The following is a 25,178-nucleotide window of genomic DNA, read 5'->3' on the forward strand; positions in this document are numbered from 1 at the left end:
CTTTTCTACTGCGTTACTATACCTTGCCGTACTACCTGTACTGTCTGCGGTATAGCGCCTTGTATAAAAGCCGCATTTTATCCGCTACCGTTGGATAAGCAGTAAAAGTAAACAGAAAAGAAAAATAGAATTAACCATGGCAAAAGAGATTATTCGAGACAACAAGGCGGAGCAGAACCTGTTTTTACGGCGGGTGCTGGTGGCGTTTCTGGGGGTTTTGTTGCTGTTGTCGATTCTGTTGCTGAACAACTATAATTTGCAAGTGCGGGATTACGATAATTATCAAACCCGCTCGAACGGTAACCGGATTAAATTACTGCCGGTAGCGCCGACCCGTGGGCTGATTTATGACCGCAATAATAAGGTGTTGGCGGAAAATTTGACCTTTTTCGGTTTGTATATTGTGCCGGAAAAAACCGAAAATTTGCAGCAGACTTATCAACAGTTACGCCAAATCGTCGGTTTGACCGATGAGGATATCGAAGCCTTTGCCAAGGAACGACGCCGCAATTCGCGTTATACGCCGATTTTGTTAAAAGCGGACTTAACCGAAGAACAAATCGCGCGTTTTGCGGTGGATCAACATAATTTCCCAAGTTTGGAAATTCGCCCTTACTTTAAGCGGCATTATCCCTATGGTGAAGATCTGACGCATATTCTAGGTTATGTTGCCAAAATTAATGATAAAGATGTCGAGCGGTTGAAAGACGAAGACAAATTGGCGAATTATGCCGGCACCACCGATATAGGTAAGTTGGGAATCGAACGTTATTACGAAGAACAACTGCATGGCGAAGTCGGTTTTGAGGAAGTGGAAGTGAATAACCGCGGCAAGGTGATCCGCACGTTGCGCCAACAGCCGGCGGTGTCGGGCAAGAGTATTAAGCTGACGATTGATTTGGATTTGCAACGTTATATCCGCCAGTTATTGGATGGACGCCGCGGAGCGATTGTCGCCCTTGACCCGCGTGATAACAGCGTGTTGGCGATGGTGTCGAGCCCAAGTTATGATAACAATTTGTTTGTCGGCGGGATTTCATCGGCGAATTACAATGCGTTATTGAATGATCCGGATCGTCCGCTGTACAGCCGTACCACGCAAGGGGCGTTTCCGCCGGCGTCGACGGTCAAGCCGTTTATTGCGGTGGCGGCGTTACAGGACGGGATTATTACCACCAATACCACGATGTTTGATCCGGGGTATTGGGTGCTGCCCGGAACGGAAAGACGTTATCGCGACTGGTTAAAGAGCGGTCATGGGCGGGTGAATTTAAATAAAGCGATTATGGAATCGGCGGATACCTATTTTTATCAGCTGATTTACGATATGGGCATTAACCGTTTTTCCGAGTGGATGAAACGTTTCGGTTTCGGCATGCCGACCGGAGTGGATATTCGTGAGGAAACCAGCGGCGTAATGCCGACGCGCGAATGGAAACAGCAACGTTATAAAAAACCGTGGGTGATCGGCGATACGATTCCGGTCGGGATCGGACAGGGTTATTGGACGGCAACGCCGTTGCAGGTGACCAAAGCGTTAAGCGTGTTGATTAATAACGGACGGGTTGATACACCGCACTTTATGCAACACATTATCGGTAACGAAATTGAACCCTATCGTGATCCGAAACCGTATGAGGACATTAGCGGGGTGCCGCTAGCCTATTGGAACGCGGCAAAGAGCGGTATGTATAATGTGCTATACGGCAGCAGCGGCACGGCGAAAAAAGCCTTCGCCAATATGTCTTATCTGGCGGCAGGCAAATCAGGTACCGCGCAGGTGTTTGGTTTAAAAGAAAATCAAAAATACGACGCGTCGAACTTGGCATCGCATTTGCATGATCATGCGTGGTTTATTGCGTATGCGCCGTATGAAAACCCTAAAATCGCCTTATCGGTATTTTTAGAAAATGCCGGCGGCGGTTCCAGCCAAGCAGCGCCGGTTGCGCGGGCAATTATGGATTATTATTTACTGGATATGGGACAGTTGAAACAACAAACGGCAAGTGAAAGTGCGGTGGCGGACGAGCAAAGCGCAACTGACGCAGGAGGCGCACAATGAGCGAACCAAAAACCGTCTTCAGCAGCTTATGGCAGCGTTTTCATTTGGATTTTTGGTTGTTGCTGGGCTTGTTGGTGATCTCGGCTTACGGCTTGGTGGTGTTGTATAGCGCTTCCGGCGGCAGTGAGGCGATGTTCAGAAGCCGCGTGATCCAAATTTCTCTCGGTTTTATTGTGATGTTGCTAATGGCGCAGTTTCCATTACGTTTTTATGAAAAACTTGCGCCCTATTTGTATGTCGCTTGTATTATTATGCTGGTGTTGGTTGATCTGATCGGCACCACCAGCAAAGGTGCGCAACGTTGGTTAGACTTGGGCATATTTCGTTTTCAACCGTCGGAAATTGCCAAGTTGTCGGTGCCGTTAATGGTGGCGGCTTATTTAGGGCGGCAAAAATTACCGCCGACCTTATGGCACACCATGATTGCGCTGGGCATGATTTTTGTACCGACCATTTTGGTCGCAATACAACCGGACTTGGGCACGTCGATTTTAGTTAGCGCCTCGGGCATATTTGTTGTATTCTTAGCCGGCATGAGCTGGCGCCTGATTGCGGTGGCGGCGGTCGGATTGGCGGGTTTTATCCCGGTGATGTGGTATTTTCTGATGCATGACTATCAGCGCACACGGGTGATGACCTTACTTGATCCGGAATCCGATCCGCTGGGGGCGGGTTATCATATTATCCAATCGAAAATTGCGATTGGTTCGGGCGGAATCTTCGGTAAGGGCTGGATGCAAGGCACACAGTCGCAATTGGAATTTTTACCGGAACCGCATACGGATTTTATTTTTTCAGTGCTGAGTGAAGAGCATGGGATGGTCGGCGTGTTAGTGTTACTGGCGATCTATATGTTTATTATCATTCGGGGCTTAATTATCGCTGCCAAAGCGCAAACTGCGGCGGGCAGGATTTTAACGGGTGCGATCACCTTAATCTTTTTTGTCTATATTTTTGTCAATATCGGAATGGTAAGCGGAATTTTGCCGGTGGTCGGCGTTCCGTTACCGCTGGTGAGTTACGGCGGAACATCCTATGTCACGCTGATGGCGGGTTTTGGATTGATTATGTCGGTTTACAGCCATAAGCGTAGCGTAACTCACTTTAGATAAGGCAACGAATTGCTAAAATAGGAAATTTTTTATGACATTTTTAAAATCAACCGTTTATGGCTGTTTAATGATGTTGGCGTTAACCATCGGGACGGCACAGGCGGCAACCTCTACGCAAAGTTTGTTTGGGGTGAGCGGACCGAAGAAGTTGTCTTCGACCACGGCGGCGGCTAAAAGCCAGACTTATACCGTGAAGGGCAAAACCTACCAAACCCTGAATCGTGAAAAAGCAAAAGCGTATTCGATGACCGGCACGGCCAGTTTTTACGGCGGCAAATTTAATGGTAGAAAAACCGCAAGTGGCGAGATTTATAATGAAAATTTAATGACGGCTGCGCATAAACGTTTGCCGATACCGTCTTATGTTTTGGTAACCAATGTGAAAAACGGGCGTCAAGTCGTTGTACGGGTCAATGATCGCGGACCTTTTGTCGGGGATCGTAAAATCGATTTGTCGAAAGCCGCCGCCAAAGAATTGGGGATGTTGCGAAAAGGCACGGCACAGGTCAAAATGGAAGTGGTACATGTCGATAAAAATGGTCAAATCAGTGGACCGGGCGGAGAAAAATTAATCCGGTTGGCAAAAAATAAAAATTTACCGCTGCCGAAAGACAATCAACAAGCCAGTGTGCAAATTGCCAAGGCAAAAGCGGTCGCGGCGGATAAAACGGATCTCGTGACGGCAAGCCGCGGAGATAAACCGCTCGCGGAAAATGGCGCAAGTAATTTGGCGTATGAACTGCAAAGTGTCAATTTAGATAGCGATACTGAAGCAAAAGCGCTGATTGCCCAGCTTTCGATGAAAAATGTGAACAGTGAAATTATTAAAGAGGGCCGCAATTTCAAAGTGAAATTCGGACCGCTTGATTCGCGCGAAAAAGTGAACCAACTGAAAACCGAGTTGGTGCAAAACGGTCAACACAACAATATTTTATACTCTTACAACGCTCAATAACGAAGGATTTTGTTTGCTATGTTTTATCGACGTCAATTGAAAACAACCTTGTTGGCAACGGCTTTACTGACATCCGCGCCGATATTTGCCTCCGAGGTAATCGAATTTAATGTGGCACCGCCACAGCTGAATGCACAAACCTATATTTTGATGGATTATCATACCGGTGCGGTGTTGGCGGCGAAAGCGCCGGATCAACGCCAAGCCCCGGCAAGTTTGACTAAAATTATGACCAGTTATGTGGTCGGCGATGCGATTCGACAAGGTAAAATTCGTAACGATGACATAGTCACGGTGAGTAAAAATGCTTGGGGCAAAAATTTCCCGGGTTCGTCTAAAATGTTTTTGAACGTCAATCAGCAAGTCAGCGTGAAAGATCTGAATTACGGAATTATCATTGCCTCCGGCAATGATGCCTGTGTGGCGATCGCCGAGCATTTAGCCGGCACGGAAAAGAATTTCATTGACATCATGAACCAATACGTACAGAAATTTGGGCTGAAAAATACCCGTTTTGCTACGGTGCACGGCTTGGATGCGGAAAATCAATACTCTTCAGCCAGAGATATGGCGATCATGGCATCGCATATGATTCGTGATTTGCCGGAAGAATATGCGATTCACTCAGAAAAAGAGTTTACTTTTAATAAAATTAAACAACAAAACCGCAACGGTCTTTTATCGGACAAAACCTTGAACGTGGACGGCATGAAAACCGGGCATACCGATCAGGCCGGTTATAATTTGGTTGCGTCGGCAGTTGAAGGCGATACCCGTTTCATTAGCGTCGTCATGGGCGTGCCGACGATCAAAGGGCGTGAAGTCGAAACCAAAAAACTGTTGCAATGGGGTTTCAATAACTTTGAAACCTTGAAACCGTTAGCCGCCGGCACAGTGGTGTCCGAGCAAAGCGTGTATTACGGCAAGGAAAATAAGGTCAAATTGGGGACGATCGACGACGGCTATATCACCATTCCGAAAGGCAAGCAGGCAGAGTTGAAAGCGCGTTATGAACTGAGCAAAAAATACTTGGAAGCCCCGCTACAGAAAGGTGATGTGGTCGGCACCGTGGTTTACCAGTTGGATGGCAAAGATGTCGCCACCGTGAATTTGCAGGTGCTTGAGCCGGTGGAGGAAGCCGGTTTCTTCGGCAAAATCATCGATTGGATTATTTTGACGGTGAAAAGCCTGTTTAGTTAATCCAAATCATCACCTTGAATTTAGGCGCGCTAAACACCACGTATAAATACATTCAAATCCCTGCCTGGCAGGGATTTCTCAATAAAGAACAGGAATAAAAAATGGAAAAAACCAAATTACACGAACTGCTCGAATTCCCATGCGACTTCCCGTATAAAGTGATGGGTTTGGCGCAGCCGGATTTACAGGACAAAGTGTTGGAAGTGGTACAAAAACACATTCCGGGCGACTATGCGCCAACGATTAAACCGAGTAGTAAAGGCAATTATCATTCGGTGTCGATTATGGTACGTGCGGAAAATATCGAGCAGATCGAAACGTTGTATAAAGAATTGGCGGAAATTGATATTGTCAGAATGGTGCTGTAGTAGCACAAGGCAAAGTGCGGTTTGAGGAACGAAAAATGATGTCATTCGCAAAACACCTGATTGTACGTCAATTAGGCATACGGCCTTACGCAACGGTGTGGCGGCAAATGCAGCAGTTTACCGATAACCGTGATGACCGCACTTTGGATGAAATTTGGCTGGTGCAGCATCCGGCGGTGTTCACCCAAGGGCAAGCCGGCAAAACGGAACATCTGTTGCGGCAATCCGCCATTCCGCTGGTGCAGTCCGATCGCGGCGGGCAGATCACTTACCATGCACCCGGACAGCAGGTGATGTATGTGCTGTTAGACATCAAACGCAAAAAAGCACAAGACAACGGTGATTTCAATGTGCGTCACTTAGTCTCTGCGCTGGAAAATTGCGTGGTGGCGACCTTGGCCGATTATGGCGTTCAAGCCTATCCGAAAGCCGATGCGCCCGGGGTTTATGTTGACGAACGCAAAATTTGTTCATTGGGGCTGCGTATCCGTCGCGGCTGTTCGTTTCACGGCTTGGCATTGAATATCAATATGGATTTAACCCCGTTCAATTATATCAACCCTTGCGGCTATGCCGGCTTAGAAATGTGCCAATTAAGCGAATTAATCGGTGATCCGGCTTTACTTTGCGAGCAGGTTGCCCCACAATTACTGCAACATTTTATTAACCTAATGGATTACAAACAGATCCAATTCGTTGAAAATTAATTAAGCCTTAATCCGAATCAAGACAAATCGAGAGCTATAATGGGTAAACCTTTCAAAATGGAACGTGGCGTGAAATATCGCGACGCAGCCAAAACTTCAATTATTCCGGTGACAAACATTAATCCCGAGCAGGAGTTGTTGCCGAAACCGGCGTGGATGAAAATTAAATTACCGGCAAGTTCGGCGAAGATTGACAGCATTAAAAACGGCATGCGCCGTCACGGTTTGCATTCGGTGTGCGAAGAAGCCAGTTGCCCGAACTTACACGAGTGTTTCAATCACGGCACGGCAACCTTTATGATTTTAGGCGCGATCTGTACCCGCCGCTGCCCGTTTTGCGATGTGGCGCACGGCAAACCGCTGCCGCCGGATCCTGACGAACCGAAAAAACTCGCCGAAACCATTCAAGATATGAAATTGCGTTATGTGGTGATCACTTCGGTCGATCGCGATGATTTGCCGGATCGCGGTGCGGGGCATTTTGCCGATTGCGTGCGCGAAATCCGCAAACTCAATCCGAATATCAAAATTGAAATTTTAGTGCCGGATTTTCGCGGCAGAATCGAACAAGCATTGGATAAATTAAAAGATAATCCGCCGGATGTGTTTAACCACAATTTGGAAAATGTGCCGCGTTTATACCGTGAGATTCGCCCGGGCGCCGATTATCAATGGTCATTAAAACTGTTGCATGATTTCAAACGGATGTTTCCGCATATTCCGACCAAATCCGGTTTAATGGTCGGTTTGGGCGAAACGAATGACGAAATTTTGGAAGTAATGCAGGATTTACGCACTAACGGCGTAACCATGTTGACCTTGGGACAATATTTACAACCGAGCCGCCATCACTTGCCGGTGGCGCGTTATGTGCCGCCGAGCGAGTTTGACATAATGCGCGAAAAAGCCGAGGCAATGGGCTTTGAGCATGCCGCTTGCGGTCCTTTCGTGCGCTCCTCCTATCACGCCGATTTACAGGCGCAAGGCATGGAAGTGAAATAACGCTTAGTTATTGATTGCACTGATAATATTTAACCGCACTTTTGCTGAAATTTTAAGCGAAAGTGCGGTTTTTTTATACTATTTGACAAAAAAGAGGTACTCATTTAGAGGTATTTTGCTGTGGAAATTTGATCAAGAACAACTATTTTGAATATATCTATGCAAAAAACAAGGGTATTTGCTAATTTAATCTCGAAGAACTTTAGTTGATTGTTGCAATGTTATCACAGAGTTAAGTGCTTAACATGGCGTTTCAAATCCAATTCTTGTGGGAAAGTCTCTACGGAGGAAATTATCGTGAATATCGCAAAACAAAAACTGACCTCGCTATTCAGCCTGCTCGCCGTAATCGGCGGAGGTTGGCTGGCAACGCAAAATGCCATGGCAGAGGAACAAAAAACAGAAGCCGATTCGAAAGTGGTTATCCAGTCTAATAACCAAAAATTTGCAGCAAAATATCCGCTGCAATTTAATACATGGTCGGCAACTTCAGAATCTGATGAAGTAGACTCGGCAATCGGTGAAGATCCGCGCATGATTGTATTGTGGGGCGGTTATTTGTTTTCGCACGATTATAACAAACCGCGCGGTCACTTTTATGCGATTAAAGATGTGCGGGATATTCTGCGTACCGGCGCCCCGACCGGACCAAATGACGGTCCGCAACCGATGGCATGCTGGACCTGTAAAGGTCCGGATGTGCCACGTTTAATCGCGGAATGGGGTGAAGACGGTTATTTCAGCGGTAAATGGGCAAAAGGCGGGCCGGAAGTAGTGAATTCGATCGGCTGTGCCGACTGCCACGATACCACCTCCGCCGACTTTGCCGAAGGCAAACCGGCATTGCGCATTGCGCGTCCGCATGTGTTACGCGCCTTGGATAAAATTGGTGAAAATTTCGCCTCATCGGATAAAACCGATCAACGTGCGGCGATTTGTGCTAACTGCCACGTGGAATACTATTTTGCCGGTGATTTGAAAGAAGTGACGTTCCCGTGGGATAAAGGCACCAGTGTTGATCAAATCGAAGCCTATTACGATGAAATCGGCTTCAGCGATTGGACTCACTCGCTCTCTAAAGCGCCGATGTTGAAAGCGCAACACCCGGACTTCGAAATCTGGTCGGCAGGCATGCACGGTAAAAACGGCGTGACCTGTATCGACTGCCATATGCCGAAAGTGCAAACCGCCGACGGCAAAGTCTTTACCGATCACAAAATCGGCAATCCGTTTGACGCGTTTGAAAACACCTGTGCCAACTGCCACGATCAAAGCAAAGAAAAATTGCGCGAAATTGTGTCTTCACGCAAGCATGAAGTCAAAGACGTGATGATCCGTTTGGAAGATCAACTGGTGAAAGCGCACTTTGAAGCCAAAGCCGCATGGGATGCCGGTGCAACTGAAGACGAAATGAAAGCGGCATTGCAAGATATTCGTCATGCCCAATGGCGTTGGGATTATGCCGCAGCCAGCCATGGCGGTTACATGCATGCGCCGGATGTGATGTTGCGTGTCTTAGGCACAGGCTTGGATAAAGCCGGTGATGCGCGGGTGAAATTGGCGCGTGTGCTGAGTGCGCACAATGTCAGCCAGCCAGTGGCTATTCCGGATATTTCGACCAAAGAGAAAGCGCAGGCAGTGATGGGCATTGATTATGAAAAAGAGAAAAAAGCAAAAGATGAATTCTTGAAAACCCTTGTACCTCAATGGGATAAAGAAGCCAAAGCAAAAGGCTTACTGGGTGAATAATAGCTGATTAAACCGCACTTTGGCGTTTGGCGAGATCAACCGGAGTAAAAGTGCGGTATCAAGCATAACAACCATTTAAGATTGAGGGAAAAGACGATGAAGGGAAATCTTCTGTTAAAGGCTGTCAAATTGATAGCCGTATTAAGCGCAGGTTTGCTGACAGCCACGGTTTCGTCTGCAAACACCAATGCGCAAAGCGGCAATGCGGGTAATGAGCTGACTTACCAACCGCAGTTGGAAAATCAGCGTGATCCAAATAAATATTGCGCACAATGCCATAAATTTAATGACGAACAATTTCACGGTATCCATTTAAGCAAAGCCAATCCGTCAACAGGAAAACCGATTAACTGTGTCAGCTGTCATGGTAATATTTCGGAAGATCACCGTCGCGGCGTGAAAGATGTAATGCGTTTCCATGGTGATATTTTCGACGGCAAAACGCCGATGTACAGTGTACAAGAGCAAAATCAGGTCTGCTTCTCTTGTCACCAGCCGGAAAAATTGCGCGAAAGCTTATGGGCGCATGATGTGCATGCGATGAAACTGCCGTGTGCCAGCTGTCATACCTTGCACCCGAAAGCAGATCCAATGCAAGGTATTGCGCATAAAGATCAAGTGAAACTGTGCGTTGATTGTCACGGTAAACAACAAGAATTGTTGGAAGCCAAAGCCAACCCACAACCTGTGATTCAGGATAAGGATAAAAAATGAGTTGCTCACGCCGAAACTTTGTTTCCGGCATGGGGGCTGGGGCTCTTATCCTGATGACCGGAAAACCCGCACAAAGTCTGGCTCAGACTTTGACGATTAACGAAGTACGTTATGGCATGTTGCACGACGAGAAGCTCTGTATCGGTTGTACCGCATGTATGGACGCTTGCCGTGAAGTCAATAACGTGCCTGAAGGGGTATCACGTCTGGAAATCATTCGGGGAGAACCGCAAGGGGAATTTCCTGACGTCACCTATGAGTTTTATCGCCATTCCTGTCAACATTGCAGCAATGCGCCTTGTGTGCATGTTTGCCCGACGGGGGCATCGTTTATCGAGGCTTCCACCGGTATTGTTGACGTGAAGGCGGATCTGTGTGTCGGTTGCCAATATTGTATTGCCGTGTGCCCTTATCGGGTGCGTTTCATTCATCCTAAGACCAAAGCGGCGGATAAATGCAATTTCTGCCGTGACACCAATTTGGCAAAAGGGCGTCTGCCGGCCTGTGTCGAGGTTTGCCCGACCAAGGCATTGACCTTTGGCAATCTGGATGATCCGAACAGCGAGATTTCACGCCAACTCCGTGAAAAACAGGTGTATCAAACCAAAGTCGAGTTAGGGACCAAACCGAACTTGTACCATGTTCCGGCTAAAGCAGGGGAGATCAGACGATGAACAGTCCATTCCACTTCCCGTCGTTAGTATGGGACGAAATTATTGCGATTTATCTTTTCCTATTAGGGATTTCCGCCGGGGTTACTTTATTGGCGGTGCTGCTAAAACGCAGTTCGGTTTTGGCAGGAAGTGATGTCAGCCGCAATAACGTGATTCGCAGTGCGGCGATCATCGCGCCGGTGAGTTTGATTATCGGCTTGACGATTTTGATCTTCCACCTAACCAAACCATGGACATTCTGGATGTTGATGTTTAATTATCAACCGCAATCGGTGATGTCAATGGGGGTTATGCTGTTCCAGGTTTATATGTTGTTCCTGTTCTTATGGCTGGCTATCGTGTTCAAACACCTGCTGGCGGACTGGATTGATCGTTATATTCCTGCGCTCGCTTTTGTGAAGAAAATCATCAACGCGATCGAGAAATGGTGTAACCCGATTGAATTAATTTTGATTTTGTTATCTGTTCTGCTGGGGGCGTATACCGGTTTCTTGCTCTCGGCGCTGGTCAGTTATCCGATGTTGAACAATCCGGTGTTGCCGATCCTATTTTTGGCTTCGGGCACCTCTTCCGGGATTGCCGCACTGTTGCTGGCTGCGGTCTGGTGCTGCCGGGAATCAACGCATTCCGCGTCGGTTTCGTTCTTACATAAGTTTGAAACGCCGGTGGTATTACTCGAAATCTTCCTGCTGTTTGCCTTCTTTGTCGGTTTGTATTTTGGCGGCGGACAAAAAACCGTGTCAATGGTGACGGCAATCGGCGGCGGTTTCTGGGCGTGGGTGTTCTGGATCGGCGTGGTGTTGATTGGGCTGTTGTTACCGTTGTTACTCAATGCGGTCAGCAGCGCAGAACTGAAACACCGCAAAGGCTTTATCATTTTCACCGCACTTTGCACCTTGTTCGGCGTATTCTGCCTACGTTTCTTTATCCTTTACACCGGACAAATGACGTTGGCTTGATAAGTTGTTAGAATAGCGGGATTATTTGGCGTTAATCCCGCTTTTTATTTGAGTGAAACAAAATGCTTCCAGAATTCGGTTATTTTGCGTTAATTTGCAGTCTTGTCACCGCACTTTTGTTGTTGCTGATACCGTTTTTGCCGCAGCGAGCGCGTTTTTTATCGGCTACCACGCCGCTGTCCTCCTTACTCTTTTTCTTTGCACTGGCGGCAATATCAATTCTAGCCTACAGTTTCGCCCGCGATGATTTTTCAGTATTGTATGTTGCTTCCCATTCCAATACGGAATTGCCGTTGCTATTTAAGATCGCCGCAACCTGGGGGGGGCATGAAGGCTCGATGTTGTTCTGGCTGGTGACTTTGTCATTATGGACAATGCTGTTTGCCGTGTTCAACCGCTCGGCAGAGCGCTTGTTTAGCGCTCGGGTTGTGGCGGTGCTTGCCTTGGTTTACACCGCACTTTGTCTTTATACCTTGGTTTTATCCGATCCGTTTGAACGCTTGTTCCCGGCACCGTTTCAGGGGCGTGATCTCAATCCGATGTTGCAAGATATCGCACTGGTGTTTCACCCGCCGTTACTTTATCTCGGTTACGTCGGTTTTGCATTGAATTTCGCCCTGTCGATTGTGGCGCTGTTGTGTAAAACCGATAACCGGATTTTTGCCGGTTACAGCCGAAGCTGGGCATTACTCAGCTGGGGCTGGCTCACTTGCGGTATTTTACTTGGCGCATGGTGGGCATATTATGAGCTGGGTTGGGGCGGCTGGTGGTTTTGGGATCCGGTCGAAAATGCCTCCCTCATACCATGGTTGCTCGGTTTGGGTTTAATCCACAGTTTGATCGCTACCCAACGACACGGCTTATATCCCTACTGGAGCTTGCTGTTATCGCTGTTGGCATTTTCTGCGTCATTATTGGGAACTTTTATCGTGCGTTCGGGGGTGATCACTTCGGTTCATGCCTTTTCGATTGATCCGTCGCGTGGTTATGCACTGTTGGCGATGTTTTTCCTGTTTAGCGGTTTGGGCTTGGCGGTGTTCGCTTTCAATGCCAAGCTAAGCGAAGTGCGGTCTAACCCGCATTGGTTTTCACAACCGACGGCATTATTGTTACTGAATATTCTGAGCGCGATTGCGGCGTTCAGCGTGCTGTTAGGCACATTTTACCCGTTACTGTTCAGCACCTTTGGGTTCGGCTCGATCTCGGTCGGCGCGCCTTATTTTAATACCATTTTTACGCCGTTAGTCCTGCTGAGTTTGTTGATGATGTTATTGTGGCTGAACGGACGCTGGCTTTTCTGGCGACGGTATCTGCTGAGTTTGCTGCCGGCATTAGTTTGCGCTTACGGGGTGATCGCCTGGAATATTTGGCTGGACTCGTTAAAAACGTGGCAGTGGCTGCCGTTTATGTTTGTCTTGCTAGGATTTTGGCTGTTGTTCGGTTTATTGTTTGCGGCATGGCGCAGCTATCGTCAACAGCGCTTTATTACCGCACTTCCGATGTTATTCGGGCATGGCGGAGTCGCGCTGGTGGTGATTGCGGCGATAATGAGCGGGTATTACGCTTCTGATCTGGGCATAAAACTCGCCCCGGGAGAAAACGCACAACTGCATGGTTATCATTTTGATTTTAAAGCGAATGAATACCGCCTTGCGGCGAACTACACCACCGATACCGCCCGCTTACGCGTCACTCATAATGGCGAGCAATTTGATTTATACCCGGAAAAACGTTTTTATGATATTCGCAACAGCATGATGAGCGAAGTGGCATTAAAAAGCGGTATTTTGGGCGATTTATATGTGGTATTAGGCGATAAATCCCCCGAGCAGCGGTATTCCTTCGGCTTCCACTATAAACCGTTGATTCAATGGCTGTGGCTCGGCGGCTTGCTGATGGCATTGGCGGCATTTTTGTCGATTGGTTTGCGGCGCTACGTTAAGCCGGACACCCAAGTCAACCATAAGGAAGCCGCATGAAAAAACGGATAGCCTTGTTTCTACCATTATTCGCCCTGTTGGCATTAGGGGCGATGTTGTTGCTTGGTTTGCAGCGCGACCCATCACAATTGGCATTAGTGCAACAAGGAAAACCCTTGCCGGAATTCCAATTACCGGATTTGCTACATCCGACACAACAGATTGATAACCGCACTTTGCCGAAGCAACCGTTTTTACTCAATGTGTGGGGCAGCTGGTGTCCGAGTTGTATTACTGAACATCCGTTTTTAATGCAGTTACAACGGCAGGGATATCTGCTTTACGGCTTGAATTATCGTGACAATCCGCAATCGGCGCGGCAGATGTTAATCGCGAAAGGCAATCCGTTCGCGAAAGTATTGAATGACCGCGATGGCAAACTGGCATTGGCGTTGGGCGTGTATGGCGCGCCGGAAACGTATTTAATCGACGGCGACGGCATTATCCGTTTCCGTTATGCGGGTGAATTGGATCAAACCGTGTGGCAACAGCAGTTTGTGCCATTACTACAACAATTGTTGCAACAATTTCCGCCTTCACTTTCAACGGCAAGGGGGCAATAACATGTGGCATAAATTGAAAGTATGCGGCGTGCTGTTGTTTGCTCTGCTAATCGGCGCAACAGGTTACGCTGAAATTGTGGATACTTACCCGTTTCAATCAGCAGAAACACGGGTCAGAGCGGTCAATCTGGCGAAATCATTGCGCTGTCCGCAATGCCAAAATCAGAATCTGGTCGAATCCAATTCGCCGATAGCCTACGATTTACGCCTTGAAGTCTATAAATTAGCCGACGCAGGCGTGAGCGATCAACAGATTGTAGAACAGATGACGGCACGTTTCGGCGATTTTGTGCGCTACGATCCGCCTTTCAAAACAACCACTTGGCTGCTATGGGGCGCGCCTTTTGCTTTGCTGTTGTTGGCTGGCGTTTTATTATGGCGTAAAGCAAAAGGGCAAGTGCGGTCTGAATTAAAGCGGCAAGCGGAGGGGCAAAGTGCGGTTGGCGCAGTCTGCTCGGCAGAAAAAGTAAACCCCTCTCGTTTTAATTTTTTGTCTATTTTCGCTGTTACCGCGCTTATCGGAGCAAGTGCGGTGTTCGTCTACAGCCTGAGCGGACGTTGTAGCGCTTGGCAGCAAGGGGCAACACTGAAAGCACAAGTGGTGCAAAGCGGCGGCGAACAGCGGCAACAATATCGGCAAGAGTTGCAAAATGCATTGCGTGCCGATTATAACAACGGCGAAAACTGGTTTCAGTTGGGGCTGAATTATTTGCAAGCGGAAGAGTACGCCAATGCGTTGGAATCGTTCACCCGTGCCGAATATCTGCTCGGCGCAAACAGCGAATTACTTGCTGCCGCCGCAACCGCACTTTACTATCAAGCCGACAAAAAATTAACCGATAAAGCCAAAAAATGGCTTGAGTTATCGCTACAGCAAGATCCAAACCAACTGCGCGCCTTGTCGCTGCTTGCAGCCGACGCGTTCGGGCGCGGTGATTACACCCAAGCCCGGGTTTACTGGCAGCAGATTTTAGACAGCAATCATCATGATTTGGATCGGCGCAGTTTGATTCAAAATTTGCAAGCGGCAGAAATGTTAGGCGGAATGCAACATTAAATTGCGTTATAATCGCCTTTTTCAGTTGAGAGATGGGCAAGCAATGCAAAAAACAGACTATGACGTGGTGATTATCGGCGCAGGGGCGGCAGGTTTATTTTGCGCCGCCCGTTTGGGACAAGCCGGAAAATCGGTGTTGGTGCTGGATAACGGCAAAAAAGTCGGGCGCAAAATTTTAATGGCGGGCGGCGGCTTCTGTAATTTCACCAATTTGGATGTCACGCCACAGCACTATCTCAGCCGCAATCCGCACTTCGTTAAATCTGCGTTGGCACGTTATACGCAATGGGATTTCATTGCGCTCGTTGCCGAACACGGCATTGCTTATCACGAAAAAGAGTCGGGACAACTGTTTTGCGACAACAGCTCACAGGACATTGTCGATTTATTGCTGAAAGAGTGCCGAAAAGGGCGGGTTGAAATCCAATTGCGCCAGCAAGTCGGTGCAGTCGAGCAAGTGGAAAATGCCGACAACAGCCAAGTGCGGTTTCGCTTGCAAAGCAACGGTAACGTTTTACGCTGTCAAAATCTCGTGGTGGCGAGCGGTGGTCTTTCCATGCCGGCGTTAGGTGCCAGCGCCTTCGGTTATAAATTGGCGGAGCAGTTCGGCTTAAACGTCATCGCACCGCGTGCCGCTCTCGTGCCGTTCACTTGGCGCGAACAAGACAAGCCTTATGCGCAATTAGCCGGCGTATCCTTGGCGGTCAATGTAGAAGCGCAATCCGGCAAACAGTTTTGCAACCAAATGTTGTTCACCCATCGCGGACTTTCCGGCCCGGCGATGTTGCAAATTTCCAACTATTGGCAACCGAACCAACCCCTTACGATTGATTTATTGCCACAGCAAAACATCAGCGATTATCTATGCGAACTGCGCCAAACTTCGCCGAAATTACAACTAAAAACCGCACTTGGGCGCATTTTGCCGAAACGTTTGGTGGAATTGTGGCTTGAACTGGAACTATTCGATGATCAAGCGATTGCGCAACTCTCCAACGTGCGGTTGCAGCAACTGGAACAGCTTATCCACCACTGGCAATTCGACCCCAACGGCACGGAAGGCTACCGCACCGCCGAAGTCACCTTAGGCGGTGTGGATACCGCCGCCATTTCCTCCAAAACCATGCAAGCCAATGCGATTCCCGGTCTGTATTTTATCGGCGAAGTGCTCGATGTCACCGGCTGGCTCGGCGGCTACAACTTCCAATGGGCGTGGAGCTCGGCGTATGTGTGTGCCGAGGGGATTGTTGCGCAAGCCTAAAATTTTAAGTGAACACGGCATAACCGCCGGCGAACCCTGTCGTCACAAATTGGACCGAATTTGAACAAACAGTATTTAGTGCCGAGGAAATGAGAGAAAGCGATTTGCGGATTGCTTTGATTGGCGAACTAATCCGCGCGAGGCAAAAGCTCGGTGTTTCGCAGAAAAAATTGGAAGAACTCAGCGGCGTGAAGCAACCGGTGATTGCACGCATTGAAAAAGGTACATCAGATCCACAATTAAATACCTTATTAAAAATGCTTGCGTCACTCGGTAAAACGATTGCGATTGTTCCTCTGCCTTAGCAGGTTAAAGTGCGGTTAAACCGTACTCAAGCTGATGACAAAGTCTCTTTTTCTAATAATTTCCCTCCCTCCGTATACGGAGGGAGGTGTCCGAAGGACGGAGGGAGGCATAAATCATTTTAATTAATATGTTGCATTTTCATATTACCCCTCCCTCCCCATTTTTCTTGCGAAAAATGGTACTCCCTCCGCACGCGGAGGGAGAGAAGTCAGTTTGTCTACAATCTGAGTGCGGTTAAACCGCACTTTGGTTTGCCATCAGCGCAACAAGAAATTCCTGTCGCGGCTAAACACTTGCAGGAATAGTGCCAACGGTGGTTTTTCCGAGGCTAGCGGTTGGTAATCGCGGCTGTATTTTTGATATTCGCCTTGAGAATCAATATGATATTGTTCACCATTATTGGTGATAATCACATTCCAGCGTTGGTTGGCAACAAATACCCAATCTGCACGGGTGCCGTCGAGGTTAAACAGATCATCGCCTTGTGTATAATCCGAAAGTGGATTTTGCGCGTTAAAAATGTGTTCCATCAGTGTTGGCACAAGATCCATTTGCGAGCTGATATGGGTGATTTGTTGCGCCGATTGATTCGGCAAGCGGATCAGTAGCGGCACTTGAATCCGATCACGTCCGAAATAATTGGCGTTGCGATTGTTTTCCACTTGATAGGAATAACCCTGATCTGCGGTTACGATCACCACCGTATCCGCCGCCAAGTGCGGTAGGATTCGGCTTAACTGACGATCAATTTCAGTTAATTGGCGACGGTAATATTGCTGCTGTTCGTTCGGATCAGTCGCTGAATAATTGGTCATCACGCCCAATAAATCATATTGCAGATAACTAAACCAGCTTTGTTTATCGCTCTGTTTTTGATACCAATTCAGCCATTGGCGGGTCGTTTGCTGATTGGAGGCATTGTTGAAAGACAATGCATGTTGTTTAAACAACGAACGGTTGTAAAGTGGTGATTTGACCGGCGCGGTCACGAACAGACCGAAACGGTAATCCAACTGCTGCATGCGTTCGACCCAGACGGAGGCTTGGCGTTGGCTGAGCAGGCTGTCGAAATAATTGGCATTTAAGCCGTAAAACAGGCTGACCAACGCCCCGTTCTGGCTATTGCCGCCGCTGTAATTTTGTTGGAAATCCAGTGCGCTTTCACGTAAAGCCGAGAGCGACGGCATGGTTTCCGCTTGGATCGCATCATAGCGTAAGCCGGCAATATTGATTAACAGAATATTGGGTTTTTGACGCTGCTGCGAAAATTGCAGGGCGTGTTTCGGATAATCCAAATAAGGTGCGTCTAAGCGTCCGCTGCGGCTGAGCTGATCTTGATGTTGATCCCGATTAAGCAGCTGGTTTTTTTCTAAGAATTTACGCGCCGTCATCGGGTAAGAAAGCGGCAAATTGGCTTTTTGCACCGTGACCGGACGGTAAAAATAGGCATCCGCCCAAGCATACAGTAAGTGTGAGCTGACAAAGCAAAACATGAGAAAATAAGCGGCTTGGCGGATCCATTTTTGCCGTTCCAAGCTGCGCAATTTTTCCCACGACCAGCGTGAAAACAGCATGACGATCAAAAAAATCGTCGGCATTGGCACAAAGAACCGTTCCCAGTTACGCGCCAAATCGCCATTGTCGGGATTGATCAAAATGTCCAAAATCAGCACCGATAAATGCAGATGGAAACGGTTGAAAACCTCGCTATCCAACAGTAGCAGGGTTAACCCCAAAGTGGATAGCACCACCCCGACAGCGCGAAAAGTGTAAGGATTTTTAATCAGAAAACTGAGCGGGAACAGGATCAGCAGATACAGGGCGAAGACAATAAAGCTGAAATGCCCGAGAATATTTAAAAAGAAATAGACTTTGCCAATCAGCGTTGCCGGCCAATCGGCGATAAAGGCGTAACGTGAGCCGATAAGAATCGCCGCAATAATATTGAAAAACGTAAACCAATGCCCCCACGAAATTTTTTGTGAGGTGGATTCCCAATATTGGCGCGGAATTTTCAGCATAGTTCGGCCTAAAGTACGGTTATTCGTGCGGTTTGAGCGAGTTTTTCAATGCATGGCAAAACGCGTCGACTAACGCTTGCTGCTGATTGCGCCCCACACTGGAATATAATAAGTTGGTGACCGTATTCCCTAACGCCATCAACGACAGATCGACCGACGCCTGATGTTTTTCCAACACCGCTGCCAAATCGTTTAATAAGGCCTGCACTTGTTGATCGCTGTATTTTGATTGTGTTGCCATAACTTTTGTCACCCATAATGTTAAAGGAGAGGATTGTTGGCGATATTAGCATATTTTTCAGATTACCGCTAAAAAAGCGAGGCGGAATTGCGTATAATAACGCGGTTTTCAATCCCCAAAATAAACGGATAACCCATGAGTATAGAAGTTAAACAGATTATTCTGCACCAACTGTCATTAAGCGAAAACCAGGAAGCGGAAAATGAACGCTTGCTCACGCGTTTGCGGGCGCAACTGCTACCGGTCAGTGATGAAATTCAGCAAATGATGTTGCAACTGCACCAGAATTATCAAGGCAAGGCGCAAGCATACGGCGTATTCCAAAACGAATCGCAATTTGCGCGCCAACTGAACCGTTTTTTAGAAAATGAACTGACATTTCTCGATTTCAGCCAGCAAAGCGCCGGGCAACTGGCAAAAGAGTTGGGCAAATATGCCTTTGCCGAGAGCGGCACTTTTATTTTCTGCGAATATACCTTTTTGGCGACCGATTATCTGTTTATTGCGCTGCTCGACAGCCGTTACAGCATGTTGGTGGATGATAAGCTCGACATTCGGCAGACTTCGTATTTGAATATCAGCCAATATGATATCGCGGCACGGATTAATTTAACCGAGTTGCAACTGTCCGCTTCTTCCACCCGTTATTTGAGTTTTATAAAAGGACGCGTCGGGCGTAAAGTATCTGATTTCTTTATGGATTTTTTAGGTGCGGATAGCGGCTTTGATCCGAAACAGCAGAATTTAACCTTGTTACAGGCAGTGGATGATTTTTGTCAACAGGGCGAATTGGATGTCAAACAAACGCAGGAAGTGAAAAAGCAGGCGTTTGATTATTGCAAAGGGCAATTAAAAGTCGGTGAAGAAATTATTTTACAGGAACTTTCCGACAGTTTGCCGAGTCTAAACCAGCAGGATTTCGGGCAGTTCAGCCGTGAACACGAATATGAATTGGCAGACAGTATTCCGCCGGTATCGGGCGCGTTAAAATCGCTGACCAAATTTTCCGGTTCGGGCAAAGGCGTTACCCTGAGTTTTGACGCAGTTTTGCTCAACGAACGCATTGAGTGGGATGAACAGAATGATAGTTTGACGATTAAAGGTTTGCCGGCAAATTTGCGTGATCAGCTGCAACGTTTTGCCAAGTCCGACGCTTAAATATATTGGCATTTTTGTTAACTTTAGGTATTATCCGTAACAATTCAGAATAAAAAGGTAGAAAAAAGATGAGATTGAAATCTGTTTTAACGATTCTTTTGCTCAGTATCAGTGTCACCTCGTGCTCGTTATATAATAAATTGGTTTATCGGATTGATGTGCCGCAGGGTAATTATTTGCAAGCCGAGCAAGTGGCGCAGTTGCAAAACGGGATGACGCAGGAACAGGTGCAGTATCTGTTAGGCACGCCGTTATTGACCGACCCATACAGCAGCTATACTTGGTACTATGTCTATCTGCAACAAAAAGGCTACGAAGAGCCGCAGCAACACACTTTGACGGTGAATTTCAACCAACGCGGCGTAGTCAATGATTTCCATTTGGACAAGCCGTTGCCGGAAACCCAAAATTCGGACATCAAGCCGTTAGAGTTAGAGGAAAATAAGGGCTGGTGGCAATCGGTGAAAGACTTTTTTAGTTTTTCATAATAAGTATTAGATGAAAAATCCGTTACAAGCGATTGTAGCGGATTTTTTTCGTTCATCTTAAAGTTGCTATCGGGTTTCGCCGCAAGGCGAAAATATCAGATCGCAAAACAAAAATTAAAGCCCTCCCAAATACCGCGCCCAATTAAAATATTTCCCCGGATCGATTTTCCGCCCGGGGGAGATGTCGCAATGTCCGACGATCCGCGCTTTAGTGATTTGCGGATAAGTTTGCATTATTAACGGAGTCAAGTGTTGCAAAGTGCGGTATTGCGCTTCGCTAAACGGTTGATTGTCCGAGCCTTCCAACTCAATGCCAATGGCAAAATCATTGCATTTTTCCCGCCCCTCAAAACAAGACAAACCGGCGTGCCAGGCGCGATCGTGGAAATTGACATATTGCGTAATTTGCCCTGCGCGGTTGATCAAACAATGTGCCGAGACGCGTAAATCCTGAATTTCAGCAAAATAAGGATGTGCGTCGGGATCTAATTTCCCTTGAAAAAAACGGTCAATAAAATCGCCGCCAAACTGCTCCGGCGGCAGGCTGATGTAGTGAATCACCAACAGAGAGATATCCCGTGGTTCGGGGCGTGAATCAAAGTGCGGTGAAACAAGTCGCCGTACCGGCGCTAGCCAACCGTTTTCAATCGTTTTGGGACATAAATTTGTCATTTTGCGATCCGAATTCCAATAATTGTTGCAGGCTTTCGCTTTTTTGCCTGAATTTTGTAACCTCTCGTGTGCCAATTATACACAAAGGCTAACCAAAATCAGGAGGAAATATGTTGGCAAAATCTCAATGGAAAAAAGGCTTTACGTTAGTGGAACTGATGATCGTGATCGCAATTATCGCAGTCTTGGCGACGATTGCCATTCCGTCGTACCAAAATCACACGCGCAAGGCGGCATTATCCGAATTATTGCAAGCCTCGACGCCTTACCGCGGAGAGGTTGAACTTTGCATTTATAACACCGGCGCGACCACCAATTGCAGCGCAGGCAGCAATGGCATTCAGGCGAATAAAGCGGAAACCAATAAATCAAAATATATCAAAACGATTGAAACCGCCGGCGGAAAAATCACGGTTACAGGGCGCGCCAGTTTAGAGGGTTACAGTTATGTCATGACGGCAAGTGGCGGCAACGGTTCGGCAATTAGCTGGTCGGTGGCGTGTAACGGTTCGGATACCTCGATTTTCCCAAGCGGTTTTTGTTCTCAGTAGTCATGATATAAGGAAAGTGCGGTGAGTTATCAGTTAACCAGTGCCGACGGGCGGTTTTTTCAGATTGAAACCGCACTTTGGCAGAAAAATTGTCAGCAGCAAGCGCTGTTATTGCGCTATTTTGCCTTGCCGTTGCAGGAAGAGGAAGATTGCCTATGGCTCGGGGTGGAGTCGGATCAAAATCTCAATGCCGCTGAGGTTTTCGCCTTTTTGCACGATAAGGCGGTTGAGGTTGTGGTGTTGGAAAGTGCGGTGTTGAAAGCCGCCCTGCAACAGCTCTCGCCGCAAGCGGATCAAGTGCAGGACTATGCGCAAGCGGTATATCAATATCAAATCCAGCCCGAGGCGCAAACCACGCAGGACGAGCCGATTATTCAGTTGCTGGAGCAACTGTTTGAACAAGCCATGGCACGGCGCGCGTCGGATATTCACCTTGAACCGAATGGCGACGGCTTGCAAGTGCGGTTTCGGATTGACGGCGTGATGACGCTGATTCAGCAGATCAACCGCACTTTTGCCGCGCGTTTGATTTCGCGCGTCAAGCTGTTGGCACAGTTGGATATTGCCGAAACCCGCTTGCCGCAAGACGGTCGCTTTCAATTTAGCACCACCTTTAATGACGTGTTGGATTTGCGCCTGTCGATTTTGCCGACCCGATTGGGCGAAAAGGCGGTGCTGCGTTTACAACAAAATAAACCGGTTACTTTGGCATTTTCCGAATTGGGCATGAACAACGCGCAGCAACAGGCATTTGCGCAGGCATTGCGACAACCGCAGGGCTTGATTCTGGTGACCGGTCCGACCGGCAGCGGCAAAAGCATTTCGCTTTATACCGCACTTAACAGTTTGAATAGCCAAGAAAAACATATTTTGACCGCAGAAGATCCGATTGAAATCAGCCTGGATGGCATTGTACAGACACAGGTCAATTTAGCCATTGGTTTAGATTTCAAACAGCTGCTGCGCACCTTTTTGCGCCAAGATCCCGATGTGATTATGTTGGGGGAAATCCGTGATGAGGAAAGTGCGGTGATGGCGATTCGCGCGGCGCAAACCGGGCATTTAGTCCTTTCGACATTGCATACTAACGACGCGCCGTCGGCAATTGCACGTTTGCAGCAGTTGGGGGTAAAGGAGTATGAAATCGCCTCCTGTTTATTGTTGGTGGTGGCGCAGCGCCTATTGCGGCGGCGTTGCGAATGTCAAAACGGGGATTGTGCTCAGTGCCAGCACGGATACGCAGGACGAATCGGCACTTATCAGTTTTTAACACCGCACTTTACGCTTTCGGATTTCAGTTACAATCTGGATTTCGACAGTTTGTATCAAAGCGGGGTAGAAAAAGTGGATAGCGGCATAACCGACTACGCCGAATTGCACCGCGTGTTGGGGCGTCGGGAGGCGTAATGGCGGAATACCAATGGCGCGGATTGAATGCGCTGCAATGCGAACAGTGTGGCAGCCTGTTGGCGGAAAACCGCGAAGAAGCGGAAGCGATTTTATTGGCGCGCGGGTTGCAGCAACTGAAAATACAGCGTAATTGGCGTTGGTCGAAGCGCGTGAAAGCAGCGGAAATTAGCGAATTAATGCAACAAATGGCATTGTTGCTGCAAGCGGCACTGCCGCTAAAAAATGTGTTGTTGATCTTGCAGCAGCACTGCCAACAGGAAAAATTATTGCATTGGTTGCAACAATTATTGCACGGGATTGAAAGCGGCTATAGTTTTTCGCAGGTGTTGCGGCACAACCCGGATTACCTGAGTGAACGTGATCGCCAATTAATCCGTATCGGCGAAGCCAGCGGGCGTTTGGCGCAAATTTGCCGGCAAATTGCCACGGATAAAGCCGAACAATTGGCGTTACAGCGCAAATTACAGAAAATCTTACTCTACCCGTTGATTGTATTGGCTGTTTCGCTGGGGTTAACCGTGTTGTTACTGTTATTTATCGTGCCGCAATTTGCCGAAATGTATCAACAGAATCAACAGCAATTACCGCACGTTACCCGTATGTTGCTTGCTCTTTCGCAGACGTTGCAGGATTATGGCGGACGTTTGTTGCTATTGCTGATTTTATTGATTGGCGGCGCGCAATATGCGTATCGCCACAATCGCCGGTTTCGCGCGCTGATATTTGCGCTATTGCAAAAATTGCCGTTGTTTGGGCGGTTATCGCAGCTGGGTAATCTGGTGGATTCCAGTCGTAATCTGGCGCTGATGTTGCAAGCGGGGATTCCGCTAAATCAAGCGTTGCACACATTTTTACCTAGCGATGAGAGTGCGCCAAGCGTATTGCAACAGGATATTGCGCAAAGTCTGCAATTATTACAGCGCGGCTATCGCTTTTCGCAAAGTGTCAGCAGCCGTTGGTTTCCGCAACAGGCGCAGCAAATGTTGGTTGTCGGTGAGCAGAGCGGCTGTTTGGCACAGATGTTGCAGCATATTGCTGATAATTACCAGCGCCAATTGGATCACCAAATCGATCTGTTGTCGCAACTGCTTGAACCCTTGTTAATGCTGCTGATCGGCGGTTTAATCGGTGCGGTAATGCTAGGCATGTATCTGCCGATTTTCGATATGGGGGCGATGTTGGGTTGATGTTTGCCAATCTTATTTTGTTGCTGCCGATTGCAGCACTGTTCGGCTATTGGGTGCAGCGTTATACCAATGATTTTGCGTTGCGTTTTAACCGCATTTTGCATAACCACTATCAAGATTACTATGCGCCGCTGTTGAATATCACGCTCGCCCCGCACAATCAATGGTTATCGCCGTTAAACAAACCCTGGCGTTATTTGCCGTTGAGCTTTGTTGTGATTGCGCTGATGATCAGCACCGCGCAAGCCCCGTTGTTACAACAAATTTGGTGGTTATATTGTCTGGCGATACTGACGGCAATTGCGCTAGTGGATTGGCACTACCGCTTGATTTCAACCCTGATGTGCCAACAGTTGTTGCTATTGGCACTGTTCGGCGGTTGGCAGCAGCTTGCCCTGATTACACTCGCCGAAAGCGTACAAAGCCTGTTGCTTGCATTATTGTTTATCAGCCTGTTTTTCATGCTGAGCCGTTGGTTTTATCAACGGGAAGTGTTCGGCGAGGGAGATTGCTGGCTGGTAACCGCACTTGCCGCTTTTTTTCCGGCGGAGGATTTGCCGTTATTGTTATTACTGGCAAGCAGTTTCAGCTTACTCTGGATTTTCATTCGACGAATATGCGGGCATGAAAGTCATCGGCATTGGCGGCAACTGGAACTGCCTTTTGCTCCGAGTTTGGTTTGCGCCGCACTGATTTTGTATTAAATATCCAGTGATATTGAATTGAACGACCTTGATTTGCATTATTCAAAGTAGCAACCGTGTTTCCTGTTTTTTGGAAAT

General features: G+C 47.8%; 25 protein-coding genes. 22 read left to right on the forward strand and 3 right to left on the reverse strand.

Annotation, left to right across the window (positions count from 1 at the left end):
* Positions 1-136 precede the first annotated feature (136 nt).
* From mrdA to ACQ31U_RS07960, 16 genes are all read left to right on the forward strand, one after another.
* Positions 137-2,062 carry a penicillin-binding protein 2 gene (gene mrdA / locus ACQ31U_RS07885; RefSeq protein WP_431050933.1) on the forward strand — a complete coding sequence of 642 codons (1,926 nt, stop codon included), beginning with the start codon at positions 137-139 and terminating at the stop codon, positions 2,060-2,062.
* On the forward strand, positions 2,059-3,174 hold the full coding sequence (rodA, locus tag ACQ31U_RS07890; protein ID WP_431050935.1) for a rod shape-determining protein RodA: 1,116 nt from the start codon (positions 2,059-2,061) through the stop codon (positions 3,172-3,174). Before mrdA ends, rodA begins: the two co-directional genes overlap by 4 nt.
* Positions 3,175-3,205: 31 nt before the next feature.
* Positions 3,206-4,129 carry a septal ring lytic transglycosylase RlpA family protein gene (locus ACQ31U_RS07895; protein ID WP_431050937.1) on the forward strand — a complete coding sequence of 308 codons (924 nt, stop codon included), beginning with the start codon at positions 3,206-3,208 and terminating at the stop codon, positions 4,127-4,129.
* Positions 4,130-4,147: 18 nt separating this feature from the next.
* Complete coding sequence (locus ACQ31U_RS07900) at positions 4,148-5,329, forward strand: serine hydrolase (RefSeq protein WP_431050939.1); 1,182 nt, start codon at positions 4,148-4,150, stop codon at positions 5,327-5,329.
* Positions 5,330-5,430: 101 nt separating this feature from the next.
* Entirely contained in the window at positions 5,431-5,697 is a 267-nt protein-coding gene (ybeD, locus tag ACQ31U_RS07905) for a DUF493 family protein YbeD (RefSeq protein ID WP_431050941.1), read from the forward strand.
* 38 nt (positions 5,698-5,735) lie between these two features.
* Complete coding sequence (gene lipB / locus ACQ31U_RS07910) at positions 5,736-6,404, forward strand: lipoyl(octanoyl) transferase LipB (RefSeq protein WP_431054309.1); 669 nt, start codon at positions 5,736-5,738, stop codon at positions 6,402-6,404.
* Between the two features lie 39 nt (positions 6,405-6,443).
* Entirely contained in the window at positions 6,444-7,406 is a 963-nt protein-coding gene (lipA, locus tag ACQ31U_RS07915) for a lipoyl synthase (protein WP_431050943.1), read from the forward strand.
* A 363-nt stretch (positions 7,407-7,769) separates the two neighbouring features.
* Positions 7,770-9,155 carry an ammonia-forming nitrite reductase cytochrome c552 subunit gene (gene nrfA / locus ACQ31U_RS07920; protein WP_431054310.1) on the forward strand — a complete coding sequence of 462 codons (1,386 nt, stop codon included), beginning with the start codon at positions 7,770-7,772 and terminating at the stop codon, positions 9,153-9,155.
* Positions 9,156-9,251: 96 nt separating this feature from the next.
* Positions 9,252-9,869 carry a cytochrome c nitrite reductase pentaheme subunit gene (nrfB, locus tag ACQ31U_RS07925; RefSeq protein ID WP_431050945.1) on the forward strand — a complete coding sequence of 206 codons (618 nt, stop codon included), beginning with the start codon at positions 9,252-9,254 and terminating at the stop codon, positions 9,867-9,869.
* Positions 9,866-10,543 carry a cytochrome c nitrite reductase Fe-S protein gene (gene nrfC / locus ACQ31U_RS07930; RefSeq protein ID WP_431050947.1) on the forward strand — a complete coding sequence of 226 codons (678 nt, stop codon included), beginning with the start codon at positions 9,866-9,868 and terminating at the stop codon, positions 10,541-10,543. The genes nrfB and nrfC overlap by 4 nt, the downstream gene beginning before the upstream one ends.
* The gene (gene nrfD, locus ACQ31U_RS07935) at positions 10,540-11,502 is read left to right on the forward strand and encodes a cytochrome c nitrite reductase subunit NrfD (RefSeq protein ID WP_431050948.1); all 963 of its coding nucleotides are present in this window, start codon (positions 10,540-10,542) and stop codon (positions 11,500-11,502) included. The genes nrfC and nrfD overlap by 4 nt, the downstream gene beginning before the upstream one ends.
* Positions 11,503-11,564: 62 nt before the next feature.
* Entirely contained in the window at positions 11,565-13,481 is a 1,917-nt protein-coding gene (locus ACQ31U_RS07940; RefSeq protein ID WP_431050950.1) for a heme lyase CcmF/NrfE family subunit, read from the forward strand.
* The gene (locus ACQ31U_RS07945; RefSeq protein WP_431050952.1) at positions 13,478-14,044 is read left to right on the forward strand and encodes a DsbE family thiol:disulfide interchange protein; all 567 of its coding nucleotides are present in this window, start codon (positions 13,478-13,480) and stop codon (positions 14,042-14,044) included. The genes ACQ31U_RS07940 and ACQ31U_RS07945 overlap by 4 nt, the downstream gene beginning before the upstream one ends.
* 1 nt (position 14,045) lies before the next feature.
* Positions 14,046-15,101 (forward strand): heme lyase NrfEFG subunit NrfF, encoded by a 1,056-nt coding sequence (gene nrfF / locus ACQ31U_RS07950; RefSeq protein ID WP_431050954.1) that lies wholly within the window; start codon positions 14,046-14,048, stop codon positions 15,099-15,101.
* Positions 15,102-15,144: 43 nt separating this feature from the next.
* Positions 15,145-16,362, forward strand: coding sequence for an NAD(P)/FAD-dependent oxidoreductase (locus tag ACQ31U_RS07955; RefSeq protein ID WP_431050956.1), 1,218 nt, complete (start codon positions 15,145-15,147; stop codon positions 16,360-16,362).
* 89 nt (positions 16,363-16,451) lie between these two features.
* Positions 16,452-16,667 (forward strand): helix-turn-helix domain-containing protein, encoded by a 216-nt coding sequence (locus ACQ31U_RS07960; RefSeq protein ID WP_431050958.1) that lies wholly within the window; start codon positions 16,452-16,454, stop codon positions 16,665-16,667.
* Positions 16,668-16,925: 258 nt separating this feature from the next.
* On the opposite strand, the gene ACQ31U_RS07965 is transcribed toward ACQ31U_RS07960, so the two are convergent.
* Together ACQ31U_RS07965 and ACQ31U_RS07970 are read right to left on the reverse strand one after the other, a co-directional pair.
* Positions 16,926-18,689, reverse strand: a complete 1,764-nt coding sequence (locus ACQ31U_RS07965) for a DUF3413 domain-containing protein (protein ID WP_431050960.1) — start codon at positions 18,687-18,689, stop codon at positions 16,926-16,928.
* A gap of 19 nt (positions 18,690-18,708) precedes the next feature.
* Positions 18,709-18,930: a DUF1414 domain-containing protein gene (locus ACQ31U_RS07970; RefSeq protein ID WP_431050961.1), complete on the reverse strand. Its 222-nt coding sequence runs from the start codon at positions 18,928-18,930 to the stop codon at positions 18,709-18,711.
* A 135-nt stretch (positions 18,931-19,065) separates the two neighbouring features.
* On the opposite strand from ACQ31U_RS07970, the gene yejK reads away from it, so the two are divergent.
* Together yejK and bamE are read left to right on the forward strand one after the other, a co-directional pair.
* Positions 19,066-20,088, forward strand: a complete 1,023-nt coding sequence (gene yejK, locus ACQ31U_RS07975; protein ID WP_431050963.1) for a nucleoid-associated protein YejK — start codon at positions 19,066-19,068, stop codon at positions 20,086-20,088.
* Positions 20,089-20,156: 68 nt separating this feature from the next.
* Positions 20,157-20,576: an outer membrane protein assembly factor BamE gene (gene bamE / locus ACQ31U_RS07980; protein ID WP_431050965.1), complete on the forward strand. Its 420-nt coding sequence runs from the start codon at positions 20,157-20,159 to the stop codon at positions 20,574-20,576.
* Between the two features lie 114 nt (positions 20,577-20,690).
* On the opposite strand, the gene ampD is transcribed toward bamE, so the two are convergent.
* Entirely contained in the window at positions 20,691-21,248 is a 558-nt protein-coding gene (ampD, locus tag ACQ31U_RS07985; RefSeq protein WP_431050967.1) for a 1,6-anhydro-N-acetylmuramyl-L-alanine amidase AmpD, read from the reverse strand.
* A gap of 110 nt (positions 21,249-21,358) precedes the next feature.
* Between ampD and ACQ31U_RS07990 the strand changes: the two genes are divergently transcribed.
* The 4 genes from ACQ31U_RS07990 to ACQ31U_RS08005 are packed head-to-tail and all read left to right on the forward strand — an operon-like array spanning position 21,359 to position 25,100.
* Positions 21,359-21,799, forward strand: coding sequence for a prepilin-type N-terminal cleavage/methylation domain-containing protein (locus ACQ31U_RS07990; RefSeq protein WP_431050969.1), 441 nt, complete (start codon positions 21,359-21,361; stop codon positions 21,797-21,799).
* A gap of 21 nt (positions 21,800-21,820) precedes the next feature.
* Positions 21,821-23,206 (forward strand): GspE/PulE family protein, encoded by a 1,386-nt coding sequence (locus tag ACQ31U_RS07995; RefSeq protein ID WP_431050971.1) that lies wholly within the window; start codon positions 21,821-21,823, stop codon positions 23,204-23,206.
* Positions 23,206-24,396, forward strand: coding sequence for a type II secretion system F family protein (locus tag ACQ31U_RS08000; protein ID WP_431050973.1), 1,191 nt, complete (start codon positions 23,206-23,208; stop codon positions 24,394-24,396). Before ACQ31U_RS07995 ends, ACQ31U_RS08000 begins: the two co-directional genes overlap by 1 nt.
* Positions 24,396-25,100: a prepilin peptidase gene (locus tag ACQ31U_RS08005; protein ID WP_431050975.1), complete on the forward strand. Its 705-nt coding sequence runs from the start codon at positions 24,396-24,398 to the stop codon at positions 25,098-25,100. Before ACQ31U_RS08000 ends, ACQ31U_RS08005 begins: the two co-directional genes overlap by 1 nt.
* Positions 25,101-25,178: the final 78 nt, after the last annotated feature.

This window comes from Testudinibacter sp. TW-1, from assembly GCF_050613185.1.
GTDB lineage: Bacteria > Pseudomonadota > Gammaproteobacteria > Enterobacterales > Pasteurellaceae > Chelonobacter.

What these genes read in the sequence shown, in the direction of transcription:
- mrdA (WP_431050933.1), top strand. Translation starts at nt 137, where the DNA reads ATGGCAAAAGAGATTATTCGAGACAACAAGGCGGAGCAGAACCTGTTT.
- ACQ31U_RS07900 (WP_431050939.1), top strand. Translation starts at nt 4,148, where the DNA reads ATGTTTTATCGACGTCAATTGAAAACAACCTTGTTGGCAACGGCTTTA.
- ACQ31U_RS08005 (WP_431050975.1), top strand. Translation starts at nt 24,396, where the DNA reads ATGTTTGCCAATCTTATTTTGTTGCTGCCGATTGCAGCACTGTTCGGC.
- ACQ31U_RS07895 (WP_431050937.1), top strand. Translation starts at nt 3,206, where the DNA reads ATGACATTTTTAAAATCAACCGTTTATGGCTGTTTAATGATGTTGGCG.
- ACQ31U_RS07970 (WP_431050961.1), bottom strand. Translation starts at nt 18,930, where the DNA reads ATGGCAACACAATCAAAATACAGCGATCAACAAGTGCAGGCCTTATTA.
- bamE (WP_431050965.1), top strand. Translation starts at nt 20,157, where the DNA reads ATGAGATTGAAATCTGTTTTAACGATTCTTTTGCTCAGTATCAGTGTC.
- yejK (WP_431050963.1), top strand. Translation starts at nt 19,066, where the DNA reads ATGAGTATAGAAGTTAAACAGATTATTCTGCACCAACTGTCATTAAGC.
- ACQ31U_RS07960 (WP_431050958.1), top strand. Translation starts at nt 16,452, where the DNA reads ATGAGAGAAAGCGATTTGCGGATTGCTTTGATTGGCGAACTAATCCGC.
- ACQ31U_RS07940 (WP_431050950.1), top strand. Translation starts at nt 11,565, where the DNA reads ATGCTTCCAGAATTCGGTTATTTTGCGTTAATTTGCAGTCTTGTCACC.
- nrfF (WP_431050954.1), top strand. Translation starts at nt 14,046, where the DNA reads ATGTGGCATAAATTGAAAGTATGCGGCGTGCTGTTGTTTGCTCTGCTA.
- ACQ31U_RS07955 (WP_431050956.1), top strand. Translation starts at nt 15,145, where the DNA reads ATGCAAAAAACAGACTATGACGTGGTGATTATCGGCGCAGGGGCGGCA.
- nrfC (WP_431050947.1), top strand. Translation starts at nt 9,866, where the DNA reads ATGAGTTGCTCACGCCGAAACTTTGTTTCCGGCATGGGGGCTGGGGCT.
- ACQ31U_RS07990 (WP_431050969.1), top strand. Translation starts at nt 21,359, where the DNA reads ATGTTGGCAAAATCTCAATGGAAAAAAGGCTTTACGTTAGTGGAACTG.
- lipB (WP_431054309.1), top strand. Translation starts at nt 5,736, where the DNA reads ATGTCATTCGCAAAACACCTGATTGTACGTCAATTAGGCATACGGCCT.
- rodA (WP_431050935.1), top strand. Translation starts at nt 2,059, where the DNA reads ATGAGCGAACCAAAAACCGTCTTCAGCAGCTTATGGCAGCGTTTTCAT.
- nrfD (WP_431050948.1), top strand. Translation starts at nt 10,540, where the DNA reads ATGAACAGTCCATTCCACTTCCCGTCGTTAGTATGGGACGAAATTATT.
- ybeD (WP_431050941.1), top strand. Translation starts at nt 5,431, where the DNA reads ATGGAAAAAACCAAATTACACGAACTGCTCGAATTCCCATGCGACTTC.
- ampD (WP_431050967.1), bottom strand. Translation starts at nt 21,248, where the DNA reads ATGACAAATTTATGTCCCAAAACGATTGAAAACGGTTGGCTAGCGCCG.
- ACQ31U_RS07945 (WP_431050952.1), top strand. Translation starts at nt 13,478, where the DNA reads ATGAAAAAACGGATAGCCTTGTTTCTACCATTATTCGCCCTGTTGGCA.
- nrfB (WP_431050945.1), top strand. Translation starts at nt 9,252, where the DNA reads ATGAAGGGAAATCTTCTGTTAAAGGCTGTCAAATTGATAGCCGTATTA.
- lipA (WP_431050943.1), top strand. Translation starts at nt 6,444, where the DNA reads ATGGGTAAACCTTTCAAAATGGAACGTGGCGTGAAATATCGCGACGCA.
- ACQ31U_RS08000 (WP_431050973.1), top strand. Translation starts at nt 23,206, where the DNA reads ATGGCGGAATACCAATGGCGCGGATTGAATGCGCTGCAATGCGAACAG.
- ACQ31U_RS07965 (WP_431050960.1), bottom strand. Translation starts at nt 18,689, where the DNA reads ATGCTGAAAATTCCGCGCCAATATTGGGAATCCACCTCACAAAAAATT.